This is a genomic window from Streptomyces sp. NPDC060028 (assembly GCF_042736725.1).
GTDB lineage: Bacteria > Actinomycetota > Actinomycetes > Streptomycetales > Streptomycetaceae > Streptomyces.
In genome coordinates this window covers 41,987-61,800 of the sequence record NZ_JBHWVJ010000021.1, presented here as the reverse complement: position 1 = coordinate 61,800, position 19,814 = coordinate 41,987, and the positions used below count along the sequence as shown (strand labels likewise).

13 protein-coding genes and 1 pseudogene are annotated in these 19,814 nt (G+C 71.9%); 7 read left to right on the top strand and 7 right to left on the bottom strand.

Translation table 11 applies throughout. The annotated features are described in order from the left end of the window. From ACFWBF_RS13485 to ACFWBF_RS13475, 3 genes are all read right to left on the bottom strand, one after another. The gene (locus ACFWBF_RS13485; protein WP_385599887.1) at window positions 1–1,344 is read right to left on the bottom strand and encodes a M20/M25/M40 family metallo-hydrolase; all 1,344 of its coding nucleotides are present in this window, start codon (window positions 1,342–1,344) and stop codon (window positions 1–3) included. Further along, window positions 1,337–2,170 carry a M55 family metallopeptidase gene (locus tag ACFWBF_RS13480; RefSeq protein ID WP_385599885.1) on the bottom strand — a complete coding sequence of 278 codons (834 nt, stop codon included), beginning with the start codon at window positions 2,168–2,170 and terminating at the stop codon, window positions 1,337–1,339. Before ACFWBF_RS13480 ends, ACFWBF_RS13485 begins: the two co-directional genes overlap by 8 nt. Before the next feature lie 193 nt (window positions 2,171–2,363). Beyond that, complete coding sequence (locus tag ACFWBF_RS13475; RefSeq protein ID WP_385226544.1) at window positions 2,364–2,807, bottom strand: SRPBCC family protein; 444 nt, start codon at window positions 2,805–2,807, stop codon at window positions 2,364–2,366. Between the two features lie 152 nt (window positions 2,808–2,959). Here ACFWBF_RS13475 and ACFWBF_RS13470 point away from each other — a divergent pair, with 152 nt between their 5' ends. The 3 genes and pseudogenes from ACFWBF_RS13470 to ACFWBF_RS13460 form a co-directional block, all read left to right on the top strand. Further along, a complete protein-coding gene (locus ACFWBF_RS13470) occupies window positions 2,960–4,108 on the top strand; it encodes an Rv2578c family radical SAM protein (protein ID WP_385599882.1) in 1,149 nt (382 codons plus the stop codon). A 115-nt stretch (window positions 4,109–4,223) separates the two neighbouring features. Next, on the top strand, window positions 4,224–5,813 hold the full coding sequence (locus ACFWBF_RS13465; RefSeq protein WP_385599880.1) for an alpha/beta hydrolase: 1,590 nt from the start codon (window positions 4,224–4,226) through the stop codon (window positions 5,811–5,813). A gap of 65 nt (window positions 5,814–5,878) precedes the next feature. Continuing rightward, window positions 5,879–5,974 (top strand): annotated as a pseudogene (locus tag ACFWBF_RS13460) (RidA family protein); the annotation flags it as partial. Here ACFWBF_RS13460 and ACFWBF_RS13455 read toward each other — a convergent pair. From ACFWBF_RS13455 to ACFWBF_RS13445, 3 genes are all read right to left on the bottom strand, one after another. Next, window positions 5,975–7,528, bottom strand: a complete 1,554-nt coding sequence (locus ACFWBF_RS13455) for an FG-GAP-like repeat-containing protein (protein WP_385599877.1) — start codon at window positions 7,526–7,528, stop codon at window positions 5,975–5,977. A 174-nt stretch (window positions 7,529–7,702) separates the two neighbouring features. After that, window positions 7,703–9,268: an FG-GAP-like repeat-containing protein gene (locus ACFWBF_RS13450; RefSeq protein WP_385599874.1), complete on the bottom strand. Its 1,566-nt coding sequence runs from the start codon at window positions 9,266–9,268 to the stop codon at window positions 7,703–7,705. A 51-nt stretch (window positions 9,269–9,319) separates the two neighbouring features. Further along, a complete protein-coding gene (locus ACFWBF_RS13445; RefSeq protein ID WP_385599871.1) occupies window positions 9,320–9,832 on the bottom strand; it encodes a hypothetical protein in 513 nt (170 codons plus the stop codon). Window positions 9,833–10,317: 485 nt separating this feature from the next. Between ACFWBF_RS13445 and ACFWBF_RS13440 the strand changes: the two genes are divergently transcribed. Next, window positions 10,318–13,956, top strand: coding sequence for an ALF repeat-containing protein (locus tag ACFWBF_RS13440; protein ID WP_385599868.1), 3,639 nt, complete (start codon window positions 10,318–10,320; stop codon window positions 13,954–13,956). 402 nt (window positions 13,957–14,358) lie between these two features. Here ACFWBF_RS13440 and ACFWBF_RS13435 read toward each other — a convergent pair whose 3' ends face one another. Beyond that, on the bottom strand, window positions 14,359–14,916 hold the full coding sequence (locus tag ACFWBF_RS13435; RefSeq protein ID WP_385599865.1) for an adenylosuccinate lyase: 558 nt from the start codon (window positions 14,914–14,916) through the stop codon (window positions 14,359–14,361). 387 nt (window positions 14,917–15,303) lie between these two features. Between ACFWBF_RS13435 and ACFWBF_RS13430 the strand changes: the two genes are divergently transcribed. The 3 genes from ACFWBF_RS13430 (at window position 15,304) to ccrA (ending at window position 19,803) form a co-directional block, all read left to right on the top strand. Next, a complete protein-coding gene (locus ACFWBF_RS13430) occupies window positions 15,304–17,106 on the top strand; it encodes a 3-hydroxyacyl-CoA dehydrogenase family protein (RefSeq protein WP_385599862.1) in 1,803 nt (600 codons plus the stop codon). A gap of 163 nt (window positions 17,107–17,269) precedes the next feature. Beyond that, the gene (locus tag ACFWBF_RS13425; RefSeq protein ID WP_385226525.1) at window positions 17,270–18,082 is read left to right on the top strand and encodes a TetR family transcriptional regulator; all 813 of its coding nucleotides are present in this window, start codon (window positions 17,270–17,272) and stop codon (window positions 18,080–18,082) included. A 383-nt stretch (window positions 18,083–18,465) separates the two neighbouring features. Continuing rightward, window positions 18,466–19,803 carry a crotonyl-CoA carboxylase/reductase gene (ccrA, locus tag ACFWBF_RS13420; RefSeq protein WP_385599859.1) on the top strand — a complete coding sequence of 446 codons (1,338 nt, stop codon included), beginning with the start codon at window positions 18,466–18,468 and terminating at the stop codon, window positions 19,801–19,803. Window positions 19,804–19,814: the final 11 nt, after the last annotated feature.

Here is a 19,814-nt window from a genome sequence, read left to right as displayed (position 1 = left end):
TCACAGCGTCCGCAGCGCGCGGTCGAGGACATGGACGCCGAAGTGCAGCGCATCGACCGGTACCCGCTCGTCCACCCCGTGGAAGAGGGACCAGTAGTCGAAGCCGGGCGGCAGCTTGAGCGGGGAGAAGCCGTAGCCGGTGATGCCGAGCCGGGAGAACTGCTTGGCGTCGGTGCCGCCCGCCATGCAGAAGGGGATCACGTTCCCCTCGGGGTCGAAGTGCTCGACGGACTCGCGCAGGATCGCGTACGTCCGCCCGTCCACGGGGGCTTCGAGCGCCACCTCGCGGTGGTGGAACTCCCAGTGCACGTCGGGTCCCGTGAGCGCGTCGAGGGTGGCGATGAACTCGGCCTCGCCGCCGGGCAGCATCCGGCCGTCCACGTACGCGGTGGCCTGGCCGGGGATCACGTTCAGCTTGTAACCGGCGCTGAGCATCGTCGGATTGGCACTGTTGCGCACGGTCGCCTCCACCAGCGCGGCCGCCGGACCCAGCTTGCCGAGGACCCGGTCGAGGTCGAAGTCGCGGCTGCGCGGGTCCACCGACAGGCCCTGCAGGGCGGCGAGCCGGGCGATGCAGGCGGAGACGGTGTCGGTGAGCCGCACGGGCCACTCGTACTCGCCGATCCGGGCCACCGCGGCGGCCAGCCGGCTGACGGCATTGGCCCGATTGGGCTTGGAGCCGTGCCCGGTGGTGCCACGGGCGGTCAACTTCAGCCAGGCGGTGCCGCGTTCACCTGCCGCGATCGGGTAGAGGGCCTGACCGGGTGCGGTGTGGACGGTGAAGGCACCGGACTCGCCGATGCCCTCGGTACAGCCCTCGAAGAGGTGGGGGTGGCGGTCGGCGAGGAAGCCGGAGCCGTCGACGGCACTGTCCTCCTCGTCGGCGGTGTAGGCGATCACGATGTCCCGGCGGGGCTTGACGCCCGCGCGCGCCCAGGCGCGCACGACGGCGAGCACCATGGCGTCCATGTTCTTCATGTCGACCGCGCCGCGGCCCCAGACCACGCCGTCGCGGATCTCGCCGGAGAAGGGGTCCACGCTCCACTCGGCGGCCTCGGCGGGGACCACGTCGAGGTGGCCGTGGACGAGGAGGGCGGGGGCGGCGGGGTCGGCGCCCTCGATCCTGGCCACCACGTTGGTGCGGCCCGGGGTGCGTTCCAGCATCGCCGGCTCCAGGCCGATGGCCGCGAGCCGCTCGGCGACGTACTCGGCGGCGGGGCGCTCGCGGCAGTCGCCGCCGCCCCGGTTGGTCGTGTCGATGCGGATCAGGCCGGAGGTGAACTCGACCGCCTCGTCGAGCGCCGTCCGGTCGACGCAGGGATTCAGGTCGTGCATGTCAGCCATACTGCTCCTCCACAGCCGCCGAGACGACTGTCGTGACCGCCTTGAAGGTCCGGATCCCCTCGTACATCGTCTCGCTGGTGTACGCGACCCGGCGCTCCCCCGACCGTGCGATGCCGGGGACGAGCGTGGCCGCCATCGCCAGGTGCTCGGCGTCGAACTCCAGCTCCACCGTGAACGGACCGCCGCGTACGGGTTCGCGCCGGACCGCGAGCGCGGCGGCCTCCTTGGCGGCGGCGCGGATGTCGGCGGCGGTGCGGGCGGGCGTGCGGCAGACGGCCGCGTACCGCGACACGTGGTCCTTCACCGCCACGGTCACCGCGTCGGGGGCGTAGCCCGCCGCGTCGACGCAGGTCAGGTCGTCCCCGGTGACGAGGACGACCGGGACCCCGTATTCGGCGACGACGTGGGCGTTGAGCAGCCCCTCGCTCGCGCGGACCCCGTTGACCCAGACCCCGGTGATGGAGTTGGCGAGGTAGGTGTGGGCGAGGACCCCCTCGGAGCCGGCGCCGGTGTGGTAGCCGACGAAGGCGATGCCGTCGACGTCCCCGTGCTGGACGCCCTCGACCATGGAGAGGGTCTTGTGGCGGCCGGTGAGCATCTCGGCCCGCGCGTCGAGGCGCTCCAGCAGCAGGTTGCGCATGGTCCAGTGGGCCTCGTTGACGAGGACCTGGTCGGCGCCGCCGTCGTAGAAACCGAGTACGGCGGCGTTCACGTCGGAGGTGAACAGCGACCGGCAGCGCTCCCATTGCGGGGTGCCGGGGAGCACGTCGGCGGGCCAGGTGACGCCGGTGGCGCCCTCCATGTCGGCGGAGATGAGGATCTTCATCGGGCCCCCGGGCGGTCGACTGCGCTCAGCTCCCCCACCCTAGCCGCCCGTCGCCCCCAAGGCCTCGGGGCCACGCCCCGCCGCGGCGCGCTTGCGCCGGTCGGCTCCGCCGGGAGCGGCCGCCGCCCCAGGGCGCGGCCGGTTCACCCGATCCGGTGAGGCCGCACCCGGGCCCCATCGTCAACGACCGGGCTCAGCCCTTGACTTCGGCCGCCAGGTTGGCGAGCACGGTGTCGTAGATGCGGGTCAGGCCCTTGGGCGCGAAGGTCCGCTCGAAGAAGCCGCCGATGCCGCCGGCGCCGTTCCACACGGTGGTGATCACGGCCTTCGACTTGCCCTCGCCCGCCGGGGTGACCGTCCAGGTGGTGACCATGGAGGAGTTGCGGTCCTTCTCGACCAGCTGCCCGTCGGTGGGCTCGGTGACCTCCAGCAGGCAGTCGCGCACCCGCTTGCTGGTGGCCTGGAGCTTCCAGTGGACGAGGGTGCCCTCGCCGTCGCCGCCCTCGCGCACCTCGTACTCGCTGAAGTGCTCGGGCAGGAGCTTGCCCCGGGTCCCGGTGTAGTCCGCCAGCGCGTCGAACACGGTCTCCGCGTCGGCCGCGATGATCCGCTCCGTGGTGGCCTCGACCTGCGCCATAGCTGTTCCTCCAGCAGTTGTGATCGCTCGTCACCGCGAAGCCAACCACCTCCGGGGCGGCCGCCCAAATCCGGGGGTGCCGGAAACCGCCCCGCACGATCATGGGAACGTTTGTTCTATTCTCGGGGAAGAGCTACCGAGGGAGGCGCACCATGCGCTGGGACCATCTGACCGAGGACACCGCCACCACCGGGGACACCGCCGACGCAGCCGCGTTCACCGGCCCCACTCGCGCCGTCGACCCTGCCCGCCCCGTCGACCCTGCCCGCCCCGCCGGCCCTGTCCGCCCCACCGGCCCCGCCGCGCTCTTCGGGACCGACGCCGTCGTCACCCGCACCTTCGACACCCCCGAGTTCCGCGGGATCACCTTCCACGAGGTACGGGCCAAGTCCCTGCTCAACCGGGTCCCCGGCGCCTCCCGGATGCCGTTCGAGTGGACCGTCAACCCGTACCGGGGCTGCAGCCACGCCTGCGTGTACTGCTTCGCCCGCAAGACCCACGGCTACCTCGACCTCGACACCGGCCTCGGCTTCGACTCGCAGATCGTCGTCAAGACCAACGCCCCCGAGCTGCTGCGCCGCGAGCTCGCCGCCCGCCGCTGGACCGGCGCGCACGTGGCCATGGGCACCAACGTCGACTGCTACCAGCGCGCCGAGGGCCGCTACCGCCTCATGCCCGGGATCATCGAGGCACTGCGCGACCGCGCCAACCCCTTCTCGATCCTCACCAAGGGCACCCTCATCCTGCGCGACCTCCCGCTCCTCCAGGAGGCCGCGCAGGTCGCCGACGTGGGCATCTGCGTGTCCGTCGGTTTCACCGACACCGCCCTGTGGCGGACCGTCGAGCCCGGCACCCCCTCCCCCGCCGCCCGGCTGGGCGCCGTACGGACCCTCACCGACGCCGGCATCGAGTGCGGGGTGCTCATGGCCCCGGTGATCCCCTTCCTCGGGGACTCCCCGGAGCAGCTGCGGGCCACCGTCCGGGCCATCGCGGAGGCCGGGGCGGTGTCCGTGACACCCCTGGTACTCCATCTGCGGCCCGGCGCGCGCGAGTGGTTCACGGCCTGGCTGGGCGAGCACCACCCCCGCCTCGTGGAGCGGTACGCGCGGATGTACGCGGGCGGCTCGTACGCGCCCACCTGGTACCAACGGCAGATCACCCGCCAAGTCCACGAGCTCGCGGCGGAATTCGGCATCGGCCCGGGCGGCCGCGGCGCCGCGCGGCGGGTCCTCGTACCCGAGCGGCCGGACGGGGCCGAGGCCTCCGTCGCGGACCGGCCGACCCAGCTGACCCTGCTGTGACGGCCCGACACGCCGCCTGAAGAGTCATCACATCGGGCCAATAGGCTGCACAATCCCGCCTTCCGGGCGCGGGTTCCGGGACGATTCCGCCCAGAACCCTCGGCTGGGAGGCCCCATGTTCCGACCCTCGATCCGCCCCTCGACCCTGAAGAAGCGCGCCGCGGTCCTGCTGTCAATCTCCACCGTGACCGCCGCCCTGGCGGGCCCGGTCACGGCAGCCCCCGTCGCGCCCACGCCGGCCGGGGCCGCTGCCGCCGCACTGAAGTGGGCCGGCTGCTCGACCCCGCGGTACCCCACCCTCCAGTGCGCCTCCCTCCGGGTCCCGCTCGACCACGACCGGCCGGGCGGGCGCTTGATCTCGCTGGCCCTCACCCGGGTCCCGCACACCGCCGCCACGTCCCAGGGCCCGCTGCTGGTCAACCCCGGCGGCCCCGGCGGCAGCGGCCGCACCCTGGCCGGGTTCGTCGCCTCCGCGCTCCCCAAGGACGTGGCCGCCCGGTACGACGTGATCGGCTTCGACCCCCGGGGCGTGGGCAAGAGCGAGCCGACCCTGGACTGCGGCTCCGGGTACTTCTCCCCCGTACGCCCGGACTCGGTGCCGCTGGACCAACAGACCGAGCGGGCCAACCTGGAGCGGGTCAGGAAGTTCGCCGAGTCCTGCCAGACCAAGCACGCGGACGTGCTCCCGTACATCGGCACGGTTTCGGCGGCACGCGACATCGAGGCGGTGCGCATCGCCCTCGGCGCGCAGAAGATCAGCTACTTCGGCTACTCGTACGGGACGTACCTGGGCGCGGTGTACGCCAAACTCCACCCGGAGCGGGTACACCGTCTCGTCCTGGACTCGGTCGTGGACCCGAGCGGGGTCTGGTACCAGGACAACCTCGCCCAGGACGAGGCCTTCGACGCACGCCACAAGGCCTTCCTGGCCTGGGTCGCGCAGTACGACGACAAGTACCGGCTCGGCAGCGACCCGGCGGCGGTCGAGCGCAGCTGGTACGCGATGCGGGACTCGCTGCGCGAGACGCCGGCGGGCGGCAAGGTGGGCCCGGCCGAGCTGGAGGACACCTACCTGCCGGGCGGCTACTTCAACGGCTACTGGCCGAACCTCGCCGAGGCCTTCTCGGCGTACTCGGTGGGCAAGGACCCCAAACCTCTGGTGGCGGCGTACGAGCGGTTCGGCGCGGTGGAGCCCTCCGCGGGCAACAGCTACAGCGTGTACACGGCCGTGCAGTGCCGGGACTCCGCGTGGCCGAAGGACTGGAACGAGTGGCGTGCGGACATGTGGCGCACGCATGCCAAGGCGCCGTTCATGACGTGGAACAACGCCTGGTACAACGCCCCGTGCGCGTTCTGGCCGGGAGAGCCGCTCCAGGCCCCGGACGTGACCAACGCCGACCTCCCGCAGGCGCTCCTCTTCCAGGCGACGGCCGACGCGGCGACCCCGTACGAGGGCGCGGTGAGCATGCGCGACAAGCTGGCGGGCGCGGCCCTGGTGGTCGAGGAGGGCGGCGGCAACCACGGCATCTCGCTGAGCGGCAACAAGTGTCTGGACGAGAAGCTGTCCGCGTACCTGCTCACGGGCAAGGCCGCGGACGCCACCTGCCCCGCGCAGCCGGCTCCGAAGCCGGCAGTGGCGACCCGGGCGGTCCCGCCCTCGGCGGGCGGCGCCGCCCTGCACGGGCTGCTGGGCTTCCGGGGATGATCTCCGGCGGACAGGATCAGGGGCATGACCGCTCCTGATCCTTCGCCCGCCCGCAGTCACCTCACCCGGACCGCCTCCCGGCCTCCTCCGCGGTCCAGGTCAGCGCCCTGTTCCACCCCGAACTCCTGGTGGAGGTGGAGGCCTTCGCGATCACCTCCTAGCTAGGGCGTGATGACCGTGCCGACGGGGTTCCAGCCGTGCGGGCCCGAGGGGTCGCCGCCGTCGAAGAGGTAGGCGCTGACGCCGGCGTCGGCCCCGCCGCCGGTGAGCAGGTAGTCCGCATGGCTGTCGGCGTTGAAGTCGACGAGCTGGACCCGGGTGTGGTCGGTGGTCACACCGGTGGCGGTCCGGCCGAGCACCTGCCAGCCGCCGTGCCCGTCGCCGCCCCGGTTGAGGTAGGTGGTGACGGCGCCGCCGGGGCTGATCATCCAGTAGTCGGCCCTGCCGTCACCGTCGTAGTCGGCCAGACGCACCCGGCTGCGGTCGGTGGTCGTCCCCGTGGCGACCTGGCCGAGGGGGCCCCACCCGCCGCGGCCGTCGCCACCGCGGTTCAGGAAGGCGGTGACGGCGCCGTTGTCGGCGATCGTGAGGTAGTCGGCCCGGCCGTCGCCGTCCCAGTCCGCGAGCCGAACCTGGTCGCTGCGGTTGGTGGTGCCGGTGGCGACCTTGCCGAGATCCTTCCAGCCGCCGCCCACGTCGCCGCCCCGGTTGAGGTGGACGTTGACGGCGCCGTCGGGGCTGATCGTCCAGTAGTCGGCCCGGCCGTCACCGTCGAAGTCGGCGAGACGCACCCGCGTGCGATCGGTGGTGGTCCCGGTGGCGACGCGGCCGAGGGCCTCCCAGCCGCCCCCGCCGTCGCCGCCCCGGTTGAGCCACGCCTTGACCTCGCCGTCGGCGGCGATCGTCAGGTAGTCGGGGCGGCCGTCCCCGTCGAAGTCGGCCCAGCGGACGGCGCCGGCGCCGCCGGCCTCGGTTCCCGCCCGCGGCGCGCGCGGCCGTACGCCCCAGCCGTCGGCGACGGCCCGCTCGAGACCGTCGTGGAAGGTCAGGGCCATCTTGCGGTAGCCCGCGTCGTTGGGGTGGAGGTGGTCGGGCAGCTCGGCCGCGACGTCCAGGCGGGGCGGCTCGACGTAGCGGAATCGCTCGCCGCGGCCGCGCCGCGCGCTCTCCTCGCCCTGGATGACGGCGTTGAAGACCCGGGTCTGCTGCTCGAATCCGGTGGTGTCGGTGAGCAGGCCCTGGACGATGACGCTCACGCCGGGCCGGTTCGCCAGCACCCGGTCGACGAGGGAGGAGAGCCGGCGCGCCGCTTCCTCGGGATCGGCGTGGTTGTTGTGGAGGTCGTTGATGCCCAGGTGCAGCAGGACGACGTCCGGGTCGGCCGCGGCCTGCCAGCCGTCGATGTTGCGTCGGACGTCGTCGATGGTCCAGCCGCTGTGGCCCTCGTTGTCCCCGTCCGCGACGCCGCCGAAGGAACCGGAGCCGACGAAGTCCGGCGTGTAGCGGGACTGGCCGGCCATCAGGTCCCAGAGGGGCGCCCGGTATCCGGCGCCGGTGGAGCTGTTGGCGCCGGCGGTGATCGAGTCACCGAGCGGCATGATCCGTACGAGGGGCGGGGCGGGCTGCGCGGCGGCGGTGGCGGTCGTGGCGCCGAGGCCCGCGGCGGCGATGGCGGCGAGCAGCGTGAGGCTGAGGGCGGCGGTGCGTTTCGTCATGCGTGCGATGCCTTAGGGGTGTGCGGAGCGGATCCCGCGTACGCATCCGCCCACCTCGCTCTCCTTGGGGGGATGACCGGGGTGGGCGGATGCGGCGTGCGGGGTCAGGCGGGTCGAACGGGGTCAAGCGGGGTCAGGCAGGGGCGCGCGCGGTCAAGCACGGGCGCGCGGGGCTCAGGTGCCGCTGGCGACCTTGCCCAGGTTGACCCAGCCGTTGCCCGGGTCGCCGCCGTTCCAGGCGTAGACGGAGGCGCTGTTGCCGGCGCCCGCGAGGACGTAGTCGGCGTGGGTGTCCGCGGAGAAGTCGACGAACTGGACCTTGGTGTGGTCGGTGGTCAGACCGGTCGCGATCTGGCCGACGACCTGCCAGCCGTTGCCCGCGTCGCCGCCGCGGTTGACGTAGAGGTCGACCTTGCCGTCCGGCTTGATGACGTAGTAGTCGGCCTTGCCGTCACCGTCGGCGTCCGCGAAGCGGATCCGGTTGCGGTCGCTGGTCATGCCGGTGGCCACGCGGCCGACGGACTGCCACGGGGCCACCTGGTCGCCACCGCGGTTGAGGTAGACCTCCACGGCTCCGGCGTCGTTGAAGACGAGGTAGTCGGTCTTGCCGTCGCCGTCCCAGTCCGCGAAGCGGACCTTGCTCGCGTCGTTGGTGACGCCGGACGCGACCTGGCCGATGGACTGCCAGCTGCCGTGGCCGTCGCCGCCGCGGTTGAGCCACACGTTGACCGACCCGTTGGCGTTGACGACGATGTAGTCGAACTTGCCGTCACCGTCGAAGTCCGCGAGGCGTACGCGGGAGCGGTCGGTGGTCGTACCGGCGGCGACCTCGCCCAGGGTCTCCCATCCGTTCACGCCGGCGGGGTCGCCGCCGTGGTTCAGCCACACCTTGACCGCGCCGTTGTCGGCGATGCTGACGTAGTCGGGCTTGCGGTCGCCGTCGAAGTCGGCCCAGCGCACGCGGTCGGTGCCGCCGGCCTCGTTGGAGGCGGCGGAGCGCCGCGGCTCGGTGGTCTTCGCCACCCACGCGGCGAGGTCGTCGACCCGCGTGGAGATCGCCCCGGTGCGGGTCTCGGCGGGGTCGGCCGCGAGGCAGCCGCCCAGCCAGGACTTGCTGTTGACGCCGACGAGCTCGCCCTTGGCGTTGAGCAGCGGGCCGCCGGTGTCGCCCTTGCACAGGACGTCGGTGCCCTTGCCGGTGATGGCGAGGGTGGTGGCGTCGGTGGTGTTGGTGGTGAAGGTGCCGGTGTGGAGCTTGCCGGGCACCCACTCGGTCTTCGTACGGCCGAACCCGGCCGCCGTCAGGTCGACGCCGGCGGCGGGCGCGGCGGGCGCGGCCTTGACCGTGGCCAGGCCCTTGGCCGGCGCCGCGAGGCGGGCCAGGACCAGGTCGCGGTCGGTACGCGGGGCGAGCTCGGTGACCTCCACGGCCGTACCGTTGCTCAGCGTGGCGGTGGTCTTCAGCGCGGGCTTGCCGGCCGGGACCTGTACACCGGGCGTGGTGGCGAAGCAGGAGGCGGCGGTGGCCACCCACCACTCGTCGACGATGGCGGCGGTGCAGCCGCGGGAGTTGGCCTCGTCGCCGATGGTCAGCTTCGCGACGTAGGCGTACTGGCCGGCCGGGGCCTCGGGGCCGGTGAGGGCCTGGGCGGAGCCGGCGGAGACGAGGGCCGTGGTGACCGCGGTGGCGGTGACGATCAGGCCGGTCATCCGCTTCGTGCGCGGACGGAGTGCAGACATGGGTGAGCTTCCTTACGAACGTGGGTCGGCGTTGGCGTGCGGAACCGGTGGTCAGCCGGTGACGCGGAGTTCGAGGAGGATGGAGCGCTCGCCGGTGTCGCCGGCCTCGCCGAAGGGCTTGTAGTCGTTGGCCGGGGCGTCGATGACGGTCTTGTCGGTGCCGTTGGCGGTGATGGTGGCCTTGACGGGGAACGCCTCGGTCCAGATGCCGAAGGCGTCGGGGAGCTCGAGGGTGACGTAGCCCTTGGGGGCGTTGACGTCGAAGCAGTACAGCTTCTGGCCGGTGCGGGACTTGACGGTGATGTCGGGGGTGCCGTCGCAGGTGATGAGGGTGATGTGGCCGTCACCGCGCTTGAGGACGATCTGCTGCTCGGCCTGGATCTTCGCGGCGTTCGGGTACGCGAAGTCCTCGACGGCGGTGGGCATTTCGGTGCCGGCCGCCGCGGCGGCGGCGCCGGACTGCGGGCCGGCGTACGCGACACCGAGCGAGGCCGCCGCGGCGAGCGCCGTGGCCGTGCCGACGAGACCGGTGAACAGTGCCTTGCGGGCACGGGATATCGCCATGAGTTTCCCCCTTGTACAGGCCGCACGCGGCCCTTGATGTCACGAAAATGAGCGTTCGGAAAAGTCGCCCGCCAGGTCTCGACCCACAGCGCTACGGCTGTGGGGACCGCCGCACATCCCCCGGATGCGGTCCTCGGCAGGCCTGTTCCCGAGCAGACGGTAACGCCCGAACCCCGGTTGGCTCAACCATAGCTGAGTACTGTTCAACTGTAATTGATTTTTGCCGGGTCAAGACATACGGTCTGGCAGGCCGGGCGAACGCCATGCCCGGCCGCGCCGCCGCGCCCCCGGACGACACCGTCGTACGGGGCATCCCGGCGACCTCACCGATGGCAACGGGAGAGACATCGGCGGGGTCGCCCGCGGCGGTGCCGGTCTTCCATGCCGCACCGGTGATGTCGTGCGGAGTCGATCTGCGGGGGCGCTCGACCAGGCACCCGCACACAAACGGCTCTGCCACGCACCAAAGTTGGGGGACCTGCCGCATGAGACGGCCCACACTCTTCACCGGGGCGAAACGCCCCAAGACCGGCCGCCGGGCCGGCACGGGCATTTCCAGGCTGAGCGCCGGCGCCACTGCCGGTCTCCTGCCGGTGGCGCTGATGGCCGGGCTGCTGGGGGCATGGCCCGCCGCCGCGGCCGAGGACCTCGACGACGGCCTGCCCAAGGTCTCCGACCGCGGCGTGGTCGTCGGCTACTGGAAGACCGGCGGCGCCGGTATCAAGGAAGCGGCCGAGCAGGCGCTCCTGGGGTCGGACGCCGACATCAAGAAGTTCCTGGACGGCAAGGACGCCATCCAGTACGACGACGACTACGTCGACGCCAGCCGCGTCTTCAACGCCGGTGGTCCGGCGGTCCGGGCAGCGGCCAAGCAGGCGTTGAAGGGCACTCCGACCGACCTCCGCATGTTCCTGCGGAGCGGGTGGCAGGGTCCACTCAACGAGGACCGTCAGGTCGAGGCCTCCCGGGTCGTCAACCTGGGCGGTACCGGGGTCAAGGACGCGGGCAAGGCCGCGCTCAAGGGCACCCCGGCAGACGTCGCCAAGTTCCTAGACGAGGGACAGTACGCGGCGCGCGAGACGGACAACGAGGTCGCAGTCTCGAAGCTCGCGTCGTCCGGCGGCCCGAACGTGAAGGCGGCCGCCAAGGTCGCACTGCGCGGCACCCAGGAGGACATGGTCGAGTTCCTCGAGATCGGGCAGTTCACGGCCCGTAACCGGGACCAGGAGTACGCCACCGTCGCGCAGTTGACGGAGGACGCCAAGCAGGCGGGCATCCAGGCCGAGGACGCCACGAAGGCGGCCGAAGAGGCCTCGGCCCGCGCCATCGCCGCCTCCGCCCTGGCGAAGGAGGCCGCGCTGAAGGCGGCCGACGAGGCGAACAAGGCGAAGAACGACGCCACGCGCGCCGCGGTCAAGGCCAAGCAGGCTGCGGACGCCGCCCGCGCCGCGGCCGCGGCCGCGCAGCAGGCCATCAGCTCGGCGAACGCGGCCAGTCGCGCCGCGCGGATCGCGGCGCTCGCCGCCGCGCAGACCGCGACCGCTGCCGCGAACGCGGCCAACGCGGCGAACGACGCCTACAACGCGGCCATCGCCGCGGGCAACGACGCCACGCAGGCCTCCCGCGCCAAGGACCTCGCGGGCATCGCGCGGATGGCGGCAGGTCTCGTCGAGACCTCGGCCATGGCGGCCGAGATGGCCGGCAAGGCCTCCCAGGCCGCCGGACTCGCGGCCAGAGCCTCGAAGAACGCCGGCGACAACGCCAACGCCGCGGCCGACGCGGCCGACCAGGCGAACAACTACGCGGACGCGGCCGGGAACTCCTCGGCCGAAGCCCGCCAGGCCGCGGCCGACGCCCGCCGCCACGCCAACGCCGCGAACCGCGCCGCCGACCAGGCCTCCGCGCTCGCCCAGCGTTCCGCCGACGCGGCGTTCCAAGCGCGTGACGCGGCCCGGAGCGCGGCGAAGCACGCCCGCGCCGCCGCCGACGCTGCCGACGAGGCCGCCGCCCACGCCGGCCAGGCGGCGAACGCCGCCGCCGAGGCGAACAAGCACGCCGCCGCGGCCAAGACGGCCGCCGAGGCCGCCGACACCGCGGTGAAGACGGCGAAGGACGTCGTCCAGATCGCCCGTGAGACCGAGGCCACCGATCTGGCGACCCGGACCGAGGCCGCGATCGAGCGTGCCAAGTCCCGCAAGGCGCGGACCGAGACCTTCGTCTCGACATCCGCGGCCGAGTACGCCGAGGGCATGAAGCTCGAGGCCACCGCGACGGCCCTGGCCGCCGAGGCGGCCAAGCCGAACGTGGACGCCAAGGCCACCGCGGCCAAGGGCCGCACCCTGGCCATGAAGGCCCTCAAGCTCCGCGGCCCCTGGAGCCAGGAGACCGCGGCCGCCGCCCTGTCGGGCACCGACGCCGAGGTGCTGGAGTACCTGCGCACCGGCTGGACGCAGGCCGGGCGCGACGAGATCCGCGCACGCGTCTTCCAGCTCAGCGGACAGAGCCCCTACCCATCGGTGCGTACTGCCGCGGCCGGCGCCCTGACGGGCAACGAGCAGCAGATCACCGCCTTCTACACCGACGGCCAGTTCACCGCCGGCGCGGATGACCTCGCAGTCGCCGTCTCGAAGTTCAACAACGCGGGAGGCCCCGGAGTCAAGGACGCCTCCAAGGCGGCCCTGGCCAAGGGCACCGGCAAGGCCCTGGCCGACTTCCTGGCCGTGGGCCAGTACTCGGCGCGCAACAGCGACGAGCAGGTCATCGCCTCCAAGCTCGTCAACGAAGGCGGCCCCGAGGTCAAGGCCGCGGCCAAGATCGCCCTGGCGGGTCAGGCCGACCAGCTCCACGAGTTCGTCGCGGTGGGCCAGTACATGGCGGACCGCAAGGACAAGCTCGCCGAGCACCACAGGAACCAGATCGACCGCCTGATCGCGGAAGCGTCCGGCGTCGCGGCCAAGGCCAACCAGAACCGCTGGCGCGCAGCCGAAGCCGCCGCCAAGGCCAACCAGGCCAAGTCCGAGGCCGACGCCGCCGTCATCGAGGCGCGGAAGTCCGCCGACTCCGCCGCCAAGTACGCCGAGGACGCCAACAAGTCCGCCACCGCCGCCGAGGCCAGCGCCGCCGCGGCCAAGAAGTCCGCGGCCACCGCCCGCAACGCGGCCGACGCCGCCTCCCGCGACGCGGACGCCGCCGAGGAGTCCGCCGCCCAGGCCGAGTTCTCCGCGAAGTACGCCCGCACTTCGGCGGCCCGCGCCAACGAGTCCGCAACGCAGGCCCGAGAGTCGGCGACCGCCGCCGGCAAGAGCAAGGACGAGGCCAACACCCTCGCGTCCGAGGCCTGGACCGAGGTCAAGAAGAAGTTCGAGGCCGAAGAGGCCACGGCGCGCCGCCAGGCGGAGGAAGAGCGCAAGAAGCAGGCCGAGGCGGAGAAGAAGGCGAAGAAGCCCAAGTGCGTCGTGCCCTTCAACCGCGACAGCCTGCCCCCGTGCATGCTGGGAGCCGAGCCTGACGAGATCATCTTCGCCAGCCCGGACCCCCAGCTGGCGAAGCTCGTCCTGAAGGGTGTCTGGGAAGTCATCGGCGGCGGTGACATCCAGCGGTGCATCCAGGACCCCACCTGGGGCGGCTGCGCCATGGCCATCGTCGGCGTGATCCCCGTCGGCAAGGGCATCAAGGTCGTCAAGTGGGGCTACGAAGGCGTCGAAGCCATGATCGCCGCTTCTCGCTTCAAGAAGGCCGCGAACGCCGCGGACGATCTGCTCAACCCCAAGCTGCTCGATGAGCTCGCTGAGAACGGCACCAAGTTCTCGCGCGAGAATGTGGTCGCCGCCGGTCGGACCTCCGACGGAAAGATCGTATTCCTGGAGACGGGCGACGCTCGGGCCGGACTTCAGCACGTGATGAATCACGGCGAGGAATTCGCCAAGGCCGGCATTCCCGAGGAAGACATTCCGGGATTCCTCATCAAGGCCGTCACCGAAGGAAAGGTTGTCGGTTACCAGGGGAAGGGGAAGGGCCGGCCGATCTACGAGGTAGTCTACAAGGGCAAGACTCAGACCGTCGCGGTCACCACCGGGAACAATGGCTTCATCGTGGGGGCGAACATGAGGGGCAGCGGATCCTGAACATTGACACCCAGGCCATTCGCGTCCTGGCCGATTACGAATGCCACCCGCTCTGGCTCAAGGGTCAGAATTCCGGTGACCTGGCACCGAACGATCCGATTCTGGGGCTGACGCCGGAGCTGGCCGAAAAGCTGGACGAATGGGCTGACGCATACGACGCAACCCTGTGTCTGGACGACCCCAGACTGTCCGGATTCTCCAGCGACGAAGCCGCGGAGGAATTCGCACAGACCGGCGAGGTGCTTGCCCGGCAACTCGCTGCGGAACTCGGTCCCGCCTGGAAGGTGACCTACTTCGATCAGCGCTTGGGCGCTGACCGGGAGATCTCTCCGTCCTGACCCGGGACCCGGGGCAGTCCGCCGTTTCTTCGGCGGGCTGCCCCGTTCGCGTATCCGCGAGCCGTCACGGCAGGTTGCGCAGGGCCTTCGTCGCCGCCAGGGCGAGGCGGGGGTGGGACTGGGCGCGGGTCAGGGTCTCGCGGGCTCGGGGGTCGGCCAGGGCGCCGAGGCCCTCCACGCAGGCCAGGGCGACCCGCCAGTACGGGTCGTTCGGCGCGAGCAGCCGCGACAGGGTGCTGATCAGCGCCGGGGCCGATTCCGGGGCCCGTAGCGCGGTGAGCAGCCGGACCGGCTGCAGGGCGTAGGCGGTGCGGAGCCCGTTGGTCGCCAGGGCCGCCGCGGCCCGGGCGGTGCGCCGGTCGCCCAGCACGGCCAGCGCCTCGGCGGCGGCGGCGCAGCGCGGCGGGTCGCGGTGGTTGAGCAGCAGCACCAGCGGCTCGAAGGCGCGGGCGTCGCCGCCCAGGCCCAGCCGGTACGCGGCCAGTTCGCGGGCCCACAGGGGCAGCCCGGCCGAGGTCAGGGAGGCCGCGAGGGCGTCCGGCGGCGCCGCCAGCAGCACCTCGTACTCCGCCTTGGCCGACTGCCCGGCCTCCGCCCGCAGGCGCTCCAGCACGTCGTTCACCCGGCCACCCTAGGCGGGTGCGGCCGCCGCCACGGTCCGTTCGCAGTGATTGATGATCGATGATCGATGATCGGTACATTTGGGCGGTACAGGTCACATCTCCGCACTCTGGCGCACCAGTTACCGGCGGGTTACTGTCGCTCCAACACGTACGGGGACGGCCTGGTGACGCAGCCGCCTCGTGCCAGTCGGTTCTGTACGACGTATGACGTGCGACGTATACACGGCGCACTTGCACGACCCACGGCGTGGCCCCGGGACAGGGCCCGCCGCTCTCCGCCCCTTCGGGCACTGCGTGCGATCTTCCGCATCAGCCCGCCGGCCGCGAACCGTGCGCCGCGCGCCGGGCCACCCTCAGTCGTCACCCTCTTCCACTGGAGTCCCGCGATGGACCGTCCGTCCACGTCCAGTCAGTCCACCCTCCAGACCATCGCCGTCGTCGGCCTCGGCACCATGGGCACCGGCATCGCCGAGGTGCTCGCCCGGTCCGGCCGCGAGGTCATCGGCATCGACGTCAGCGACACCGCCGCCGCCCGGGCCACCGCCGCCCTCGCGGCCTCCACGGCGCGTTCCGTGACCCGGGAGCTGCTCACCGAGCAGGAGCGCGCGGACGTGCTCGCCCGGTTCCGTACCTACTCCGAGCTGAGCGCGGCCGCCGACGCCGACCTCGTCATCGAGGTCGTCCCCGAGACCTACGAACTCAAGCAGCAGGTCTTCCGCGAGCTCGACGCGGTCGTGCGGCCCGACACGATCCTGGCCACCGGCACCAACGCCCTGTCGGTGACCCGCATGGCCGCCGAGTCGCAGCGCCCCGAGCGTGTGCTCGGCCTGCACTTCTTCAATCCGGCCCCGGCGATGAAGCTGGTCGAGGTGGTCTCCTGCGTGCTGACCGCCCCGACCGCCGTCGAGGCCGTCACCGCGCTGGCCCGCGAGCTCGGCAAGGAGCCGGTTGCCGTGGGCGACCGCCCCGGCTTCGTCGCCGACGGCCTGCTCTTCGGCTACCTCAACCAGGCCGCCGCGATGTACGAGTCGAAGTACGCCTCCCGCGAGGACATCGACGCGGCGATGCGGCTTGGCTGCGGCCTGCCGATGGGGCCGCTCGCGCTGCTGGACCTGATCGGTGTGGACACCGCGCGGACCGTCCTGGAGGCCATGTACGCCTCCTCCGGCGACCGGCTGCACGCCCCGGCCCCGATCCTCGGCCACCTCGCCGAGGCGGGCCTGACCGGGCAGAAGTCGGGCCGCGGGTTCTACACGTACGCGCAGGCCGGCAGCTCGGCGATCGTCGCCGACGCCCTGACCCCGGCGGCCGACGCCGGGCTCGGCGCGGGCCGCCCGGTCACCTCGGTCGGCGTGGCCGGCTCGGGCACCATGGCCAGCGGTATCGCGCAGGTCTTCGCGCAGTCGGGCTTCGACGTGGTGCTGGCCGCGCGCAGCCAGGAGAAGGCGGACGCGGCGAAGGCCGCGATCGCCAAGTCACTCGGCCGTGCGGTGGCCAAGGGCCGGCTGACCCAGGAGGCGGCCGACCTGACGCTGGGGCGGATCACTCCGGCCGGTTCGCTGGACGCCTTCGCGGACGTGGACCTGGCGGTCGAGGCGGTCGCCGAGAACCTGGTGGTCAAGCAGGAGCTGTTCGCGTCCCTGGACAAGGTCTGCAAGCCCGGCGCGGTGCTGGCGACGACCACGTCCTCGCTGCCGGTGATCGCGATCGCCCGTGCCACGTCGCGTCCCGAGGACGTGATCGGCATGCACTTCTTCAACCCGGCCCCGGCGATGAAGCTGGTCGAGGTGGTCCGGACCGTGCTGACGGCCGACGACGTGCACGCGACGGTCCGCGGGATCTGCTCGAAGGTGCGCAAGCACCCGGTGGACTGCGGGGACCGGGCGGGCTTCATCGTGAACGCGCTGCTGTTCCCGTACCTCAACAACGCGATCAAGATGGTCGAGCAGCACTACGCCAGCCTCGACCAGATCGACGCGGCGATGAAGCTGGGCGGCGGCTACCCGATGGGGCCCTTCGAGCTCCTCGACGTGGTCGGCCTGGACGTCTCGCTGGCCATCGAGCAGGTCCTCCACAAGGAGTTCCGCGACCCGGGCCTGGCCCCGTCCCCGCTGCTGGAGCACCTGGTGGCGGCGGGCTGCCTGGGCCGGAAGACCGGCCGCGGATTCCGTGAGTACGCCCGTCGGTGAGCCGCGGGCCCAAGAGCCGGATGCGTGGGGAGGGCTGCTCGGGTCCGCCGGACCCTCACGGCGGACTGACCCTCCCGAGCCCAGTGCGGGCTCTCCCCCGCATCCATCCCCGTCCCACCCCCCTCAGGCGCGCTCTCCTGCGCGAATGAAGTACTTTCGCTCTATGTCCCAGCCCGCCAAGACCTCGCCCCGCGCCTCTTCGTCCTCCGACGCTCCGGAGACCCCGGCCGGCACCAAGGCGGCCGCGCAGCGGCTCAAAATGCGCCGTGAGCTCGCGGCGGCCGCGATGGAGCTGTTCGCGACCAAGGGGTACGAGGCGACGACGGTCGACGAGATCGCCGCGACCGCGGGCGTGGCCCGGCGGACCTTCTTCCGGCACTTCCGGTCCAAGGAAGAGGCGATTTTCCCGGACCACGACGACACCCTGACCCGCGCCGAGGCCGTCCTCGACGTGGCCCCGGCGCACGAGCACCCGCTCGACACGGTGTGCCGGGGGATCAAGGAAGTCATGAAGATGTACGCCGCCTCGCCCGCGGTGTCGGTGGAGCGCTACCGGCTGACCCGCGAGGTGCCGGCGCTGCGGGAGCGGGAGATCGCCTCGGTGGCCCGGTACGAGCGGCTCTTCACGCGCTACCTGCTGGCCCACTTCGACGAGCAGGACCACCACGACGGCAACGACGACCCCCTGCTGGCCGAGGTGGCCGCCTCCGCGGTGGTGACCGCCCACAACCACGTGCTGCGGCGCTGGCTGCGGGCGGGCGGCCAGGGGGACGTGGAGGCGCAGCTGGACCACGCCTTCTCGATCGTACGGAAGACCTTCGGTTCGGGGATCGGCGCGGGCCGCACCCTGACCACCGCGCCGGCCGCGCCGGCCGCGGTCCGCACCCAGGGCGAGGTGCTGGTCGCGGTGGCCCGCACGGACGCCCCGCTCGACGAGGTCATGCGGACCATCGAAGAGGCACTGCGCAACAAGTAGCGATCCTCGTCACAGAGGGCCGCCCCCGTCTCGGGGGCGGCCCTCTTTGTTTGTCCGGCTTGCCCCTACTCGCGGGTAACTCTGATCGATCATGGCTCATGTGCGCAGGTCAATCGGCAAATGAGAGAAACTTTTGGCACGCGGTGCCTTGCCGGGTGACACGGGGTGCCATACGTTGAATCTCGTCCGGATGTCCCCGCGGCCCTCGCCCACTCGGCTCGGAACGCGCCCCGGATGCCTGCGTCACCAGGCTCCCGCTCGCCCCACCACAGGCGCGCCAGCACCACCGCTCCGCCGAACCGACGGCACACACACCACACCCGCTCCACGCACCCGCGTATCCCTCAGCGCACCCTCATCAGCGCTAAGCCGGAGGCTCTACCGTGAAGGACATCCTGGACGCGATTCAGTCGCAGTCCGCCACCGCCGCAGACTTCGCGGCCCTGCCGCTGCCCGACTCGTACCGCGCGATCACCGTGCACAAGGACGAGACGGAGATGTTCGCGGGGCTCACGACGCGCGAGAAGGACCCGCGCAAGTCGCTGCACCTCGACCAGGTCCCGGTGCCGGAACTCGGCCCGGGCGAGGCCCTGGTGGCCGTCATGGCCTCCTCGGTCAACTACAACTCCGTGTGGACCTCGATCTTCGAGCCGGTGTCCACCTTCAGCTTCCTGGAGCGCTACGGGCGCCTGTCGGAGCTCACCAAGCGCCACGACCTGCCGTACCACATCATCGGCTCCGACCTCGCGGGCGTCGTGCTGCGCACCGGCCCCGGCGTCAACGCCTGGCAGCCCGGCGACGAGGTCGTCGCCCACTGCCTGTCGGTCGAGCTGGAGTCCTCCGACGGCCACAACGACACGATGCTCGACCCCGAGCAGCGCATCTGGGGCTTCGAGACCAACTTCGGCGGCCTGGCGGAGATCGCACTCGTCAAGTCGAACCAGCTGATGCCCAAGCCGGACCACCTCAGCTGGGAGGAGGCCGCCTCCCCCGGCCTGGTCAACTCCACCGCCTACCGCCAGCTGGTCTCCCGCAACGGCGCCGGCATGAAGCAGGGCGACAACGTCCTGATCTGGGGCGCGAGCGGCGGCCTCGGCTCCTACGCCACCCAGTTCGCGCTGGCCGGCGGCGCCAACCCGATCTGTGTCGTCTCCAGCGAGCAGAAGGCGGACATCTGCCGGGCGATGGGCGCGACCTCGATCATCGACCGCAACGCCGAGGGCTACAAGTTCTGGAAGGACGAGCACACCCAGGACCCGAAGGAGTGGAAGCGCTTCGGCAAGCGCATCCGCGAGCTGACCGGCGGCGAGGACATCGACATCGTCTTCGAGCACCCCGGCCGCGAGACCTTCGGCGCGAGCGTCTACGTCACCCGCAAGGGCGGCACCATCACCACCTGCGCCTCGACCTCGGGCTACATGCACGAGTACGACAACCGCTACCTGTGGATGTCGCTCAAGCGGATCATCGGCTCGCACTTCGCGAACTACCGCGAGGCGTGGGAGGCCAACCGCCTGGTCGCCAAGGGCAAGATCCACCCCACGCTGTCCAGGGTCTACTCCCTCGAGGAGACCGGCCAGGCCGCGTACGACGTCCACCGCAACCTCCACCAGGGCAAGGTCGGCGTCCTCGCGCTGGCCCCCGAGGAGGGCCTAGGCGTGCGCGACCACGAGATGCGCGCCACGCACCTCGACGCGATCAACCGCTTCCGCAACGTCTGAATCGTCTGAGA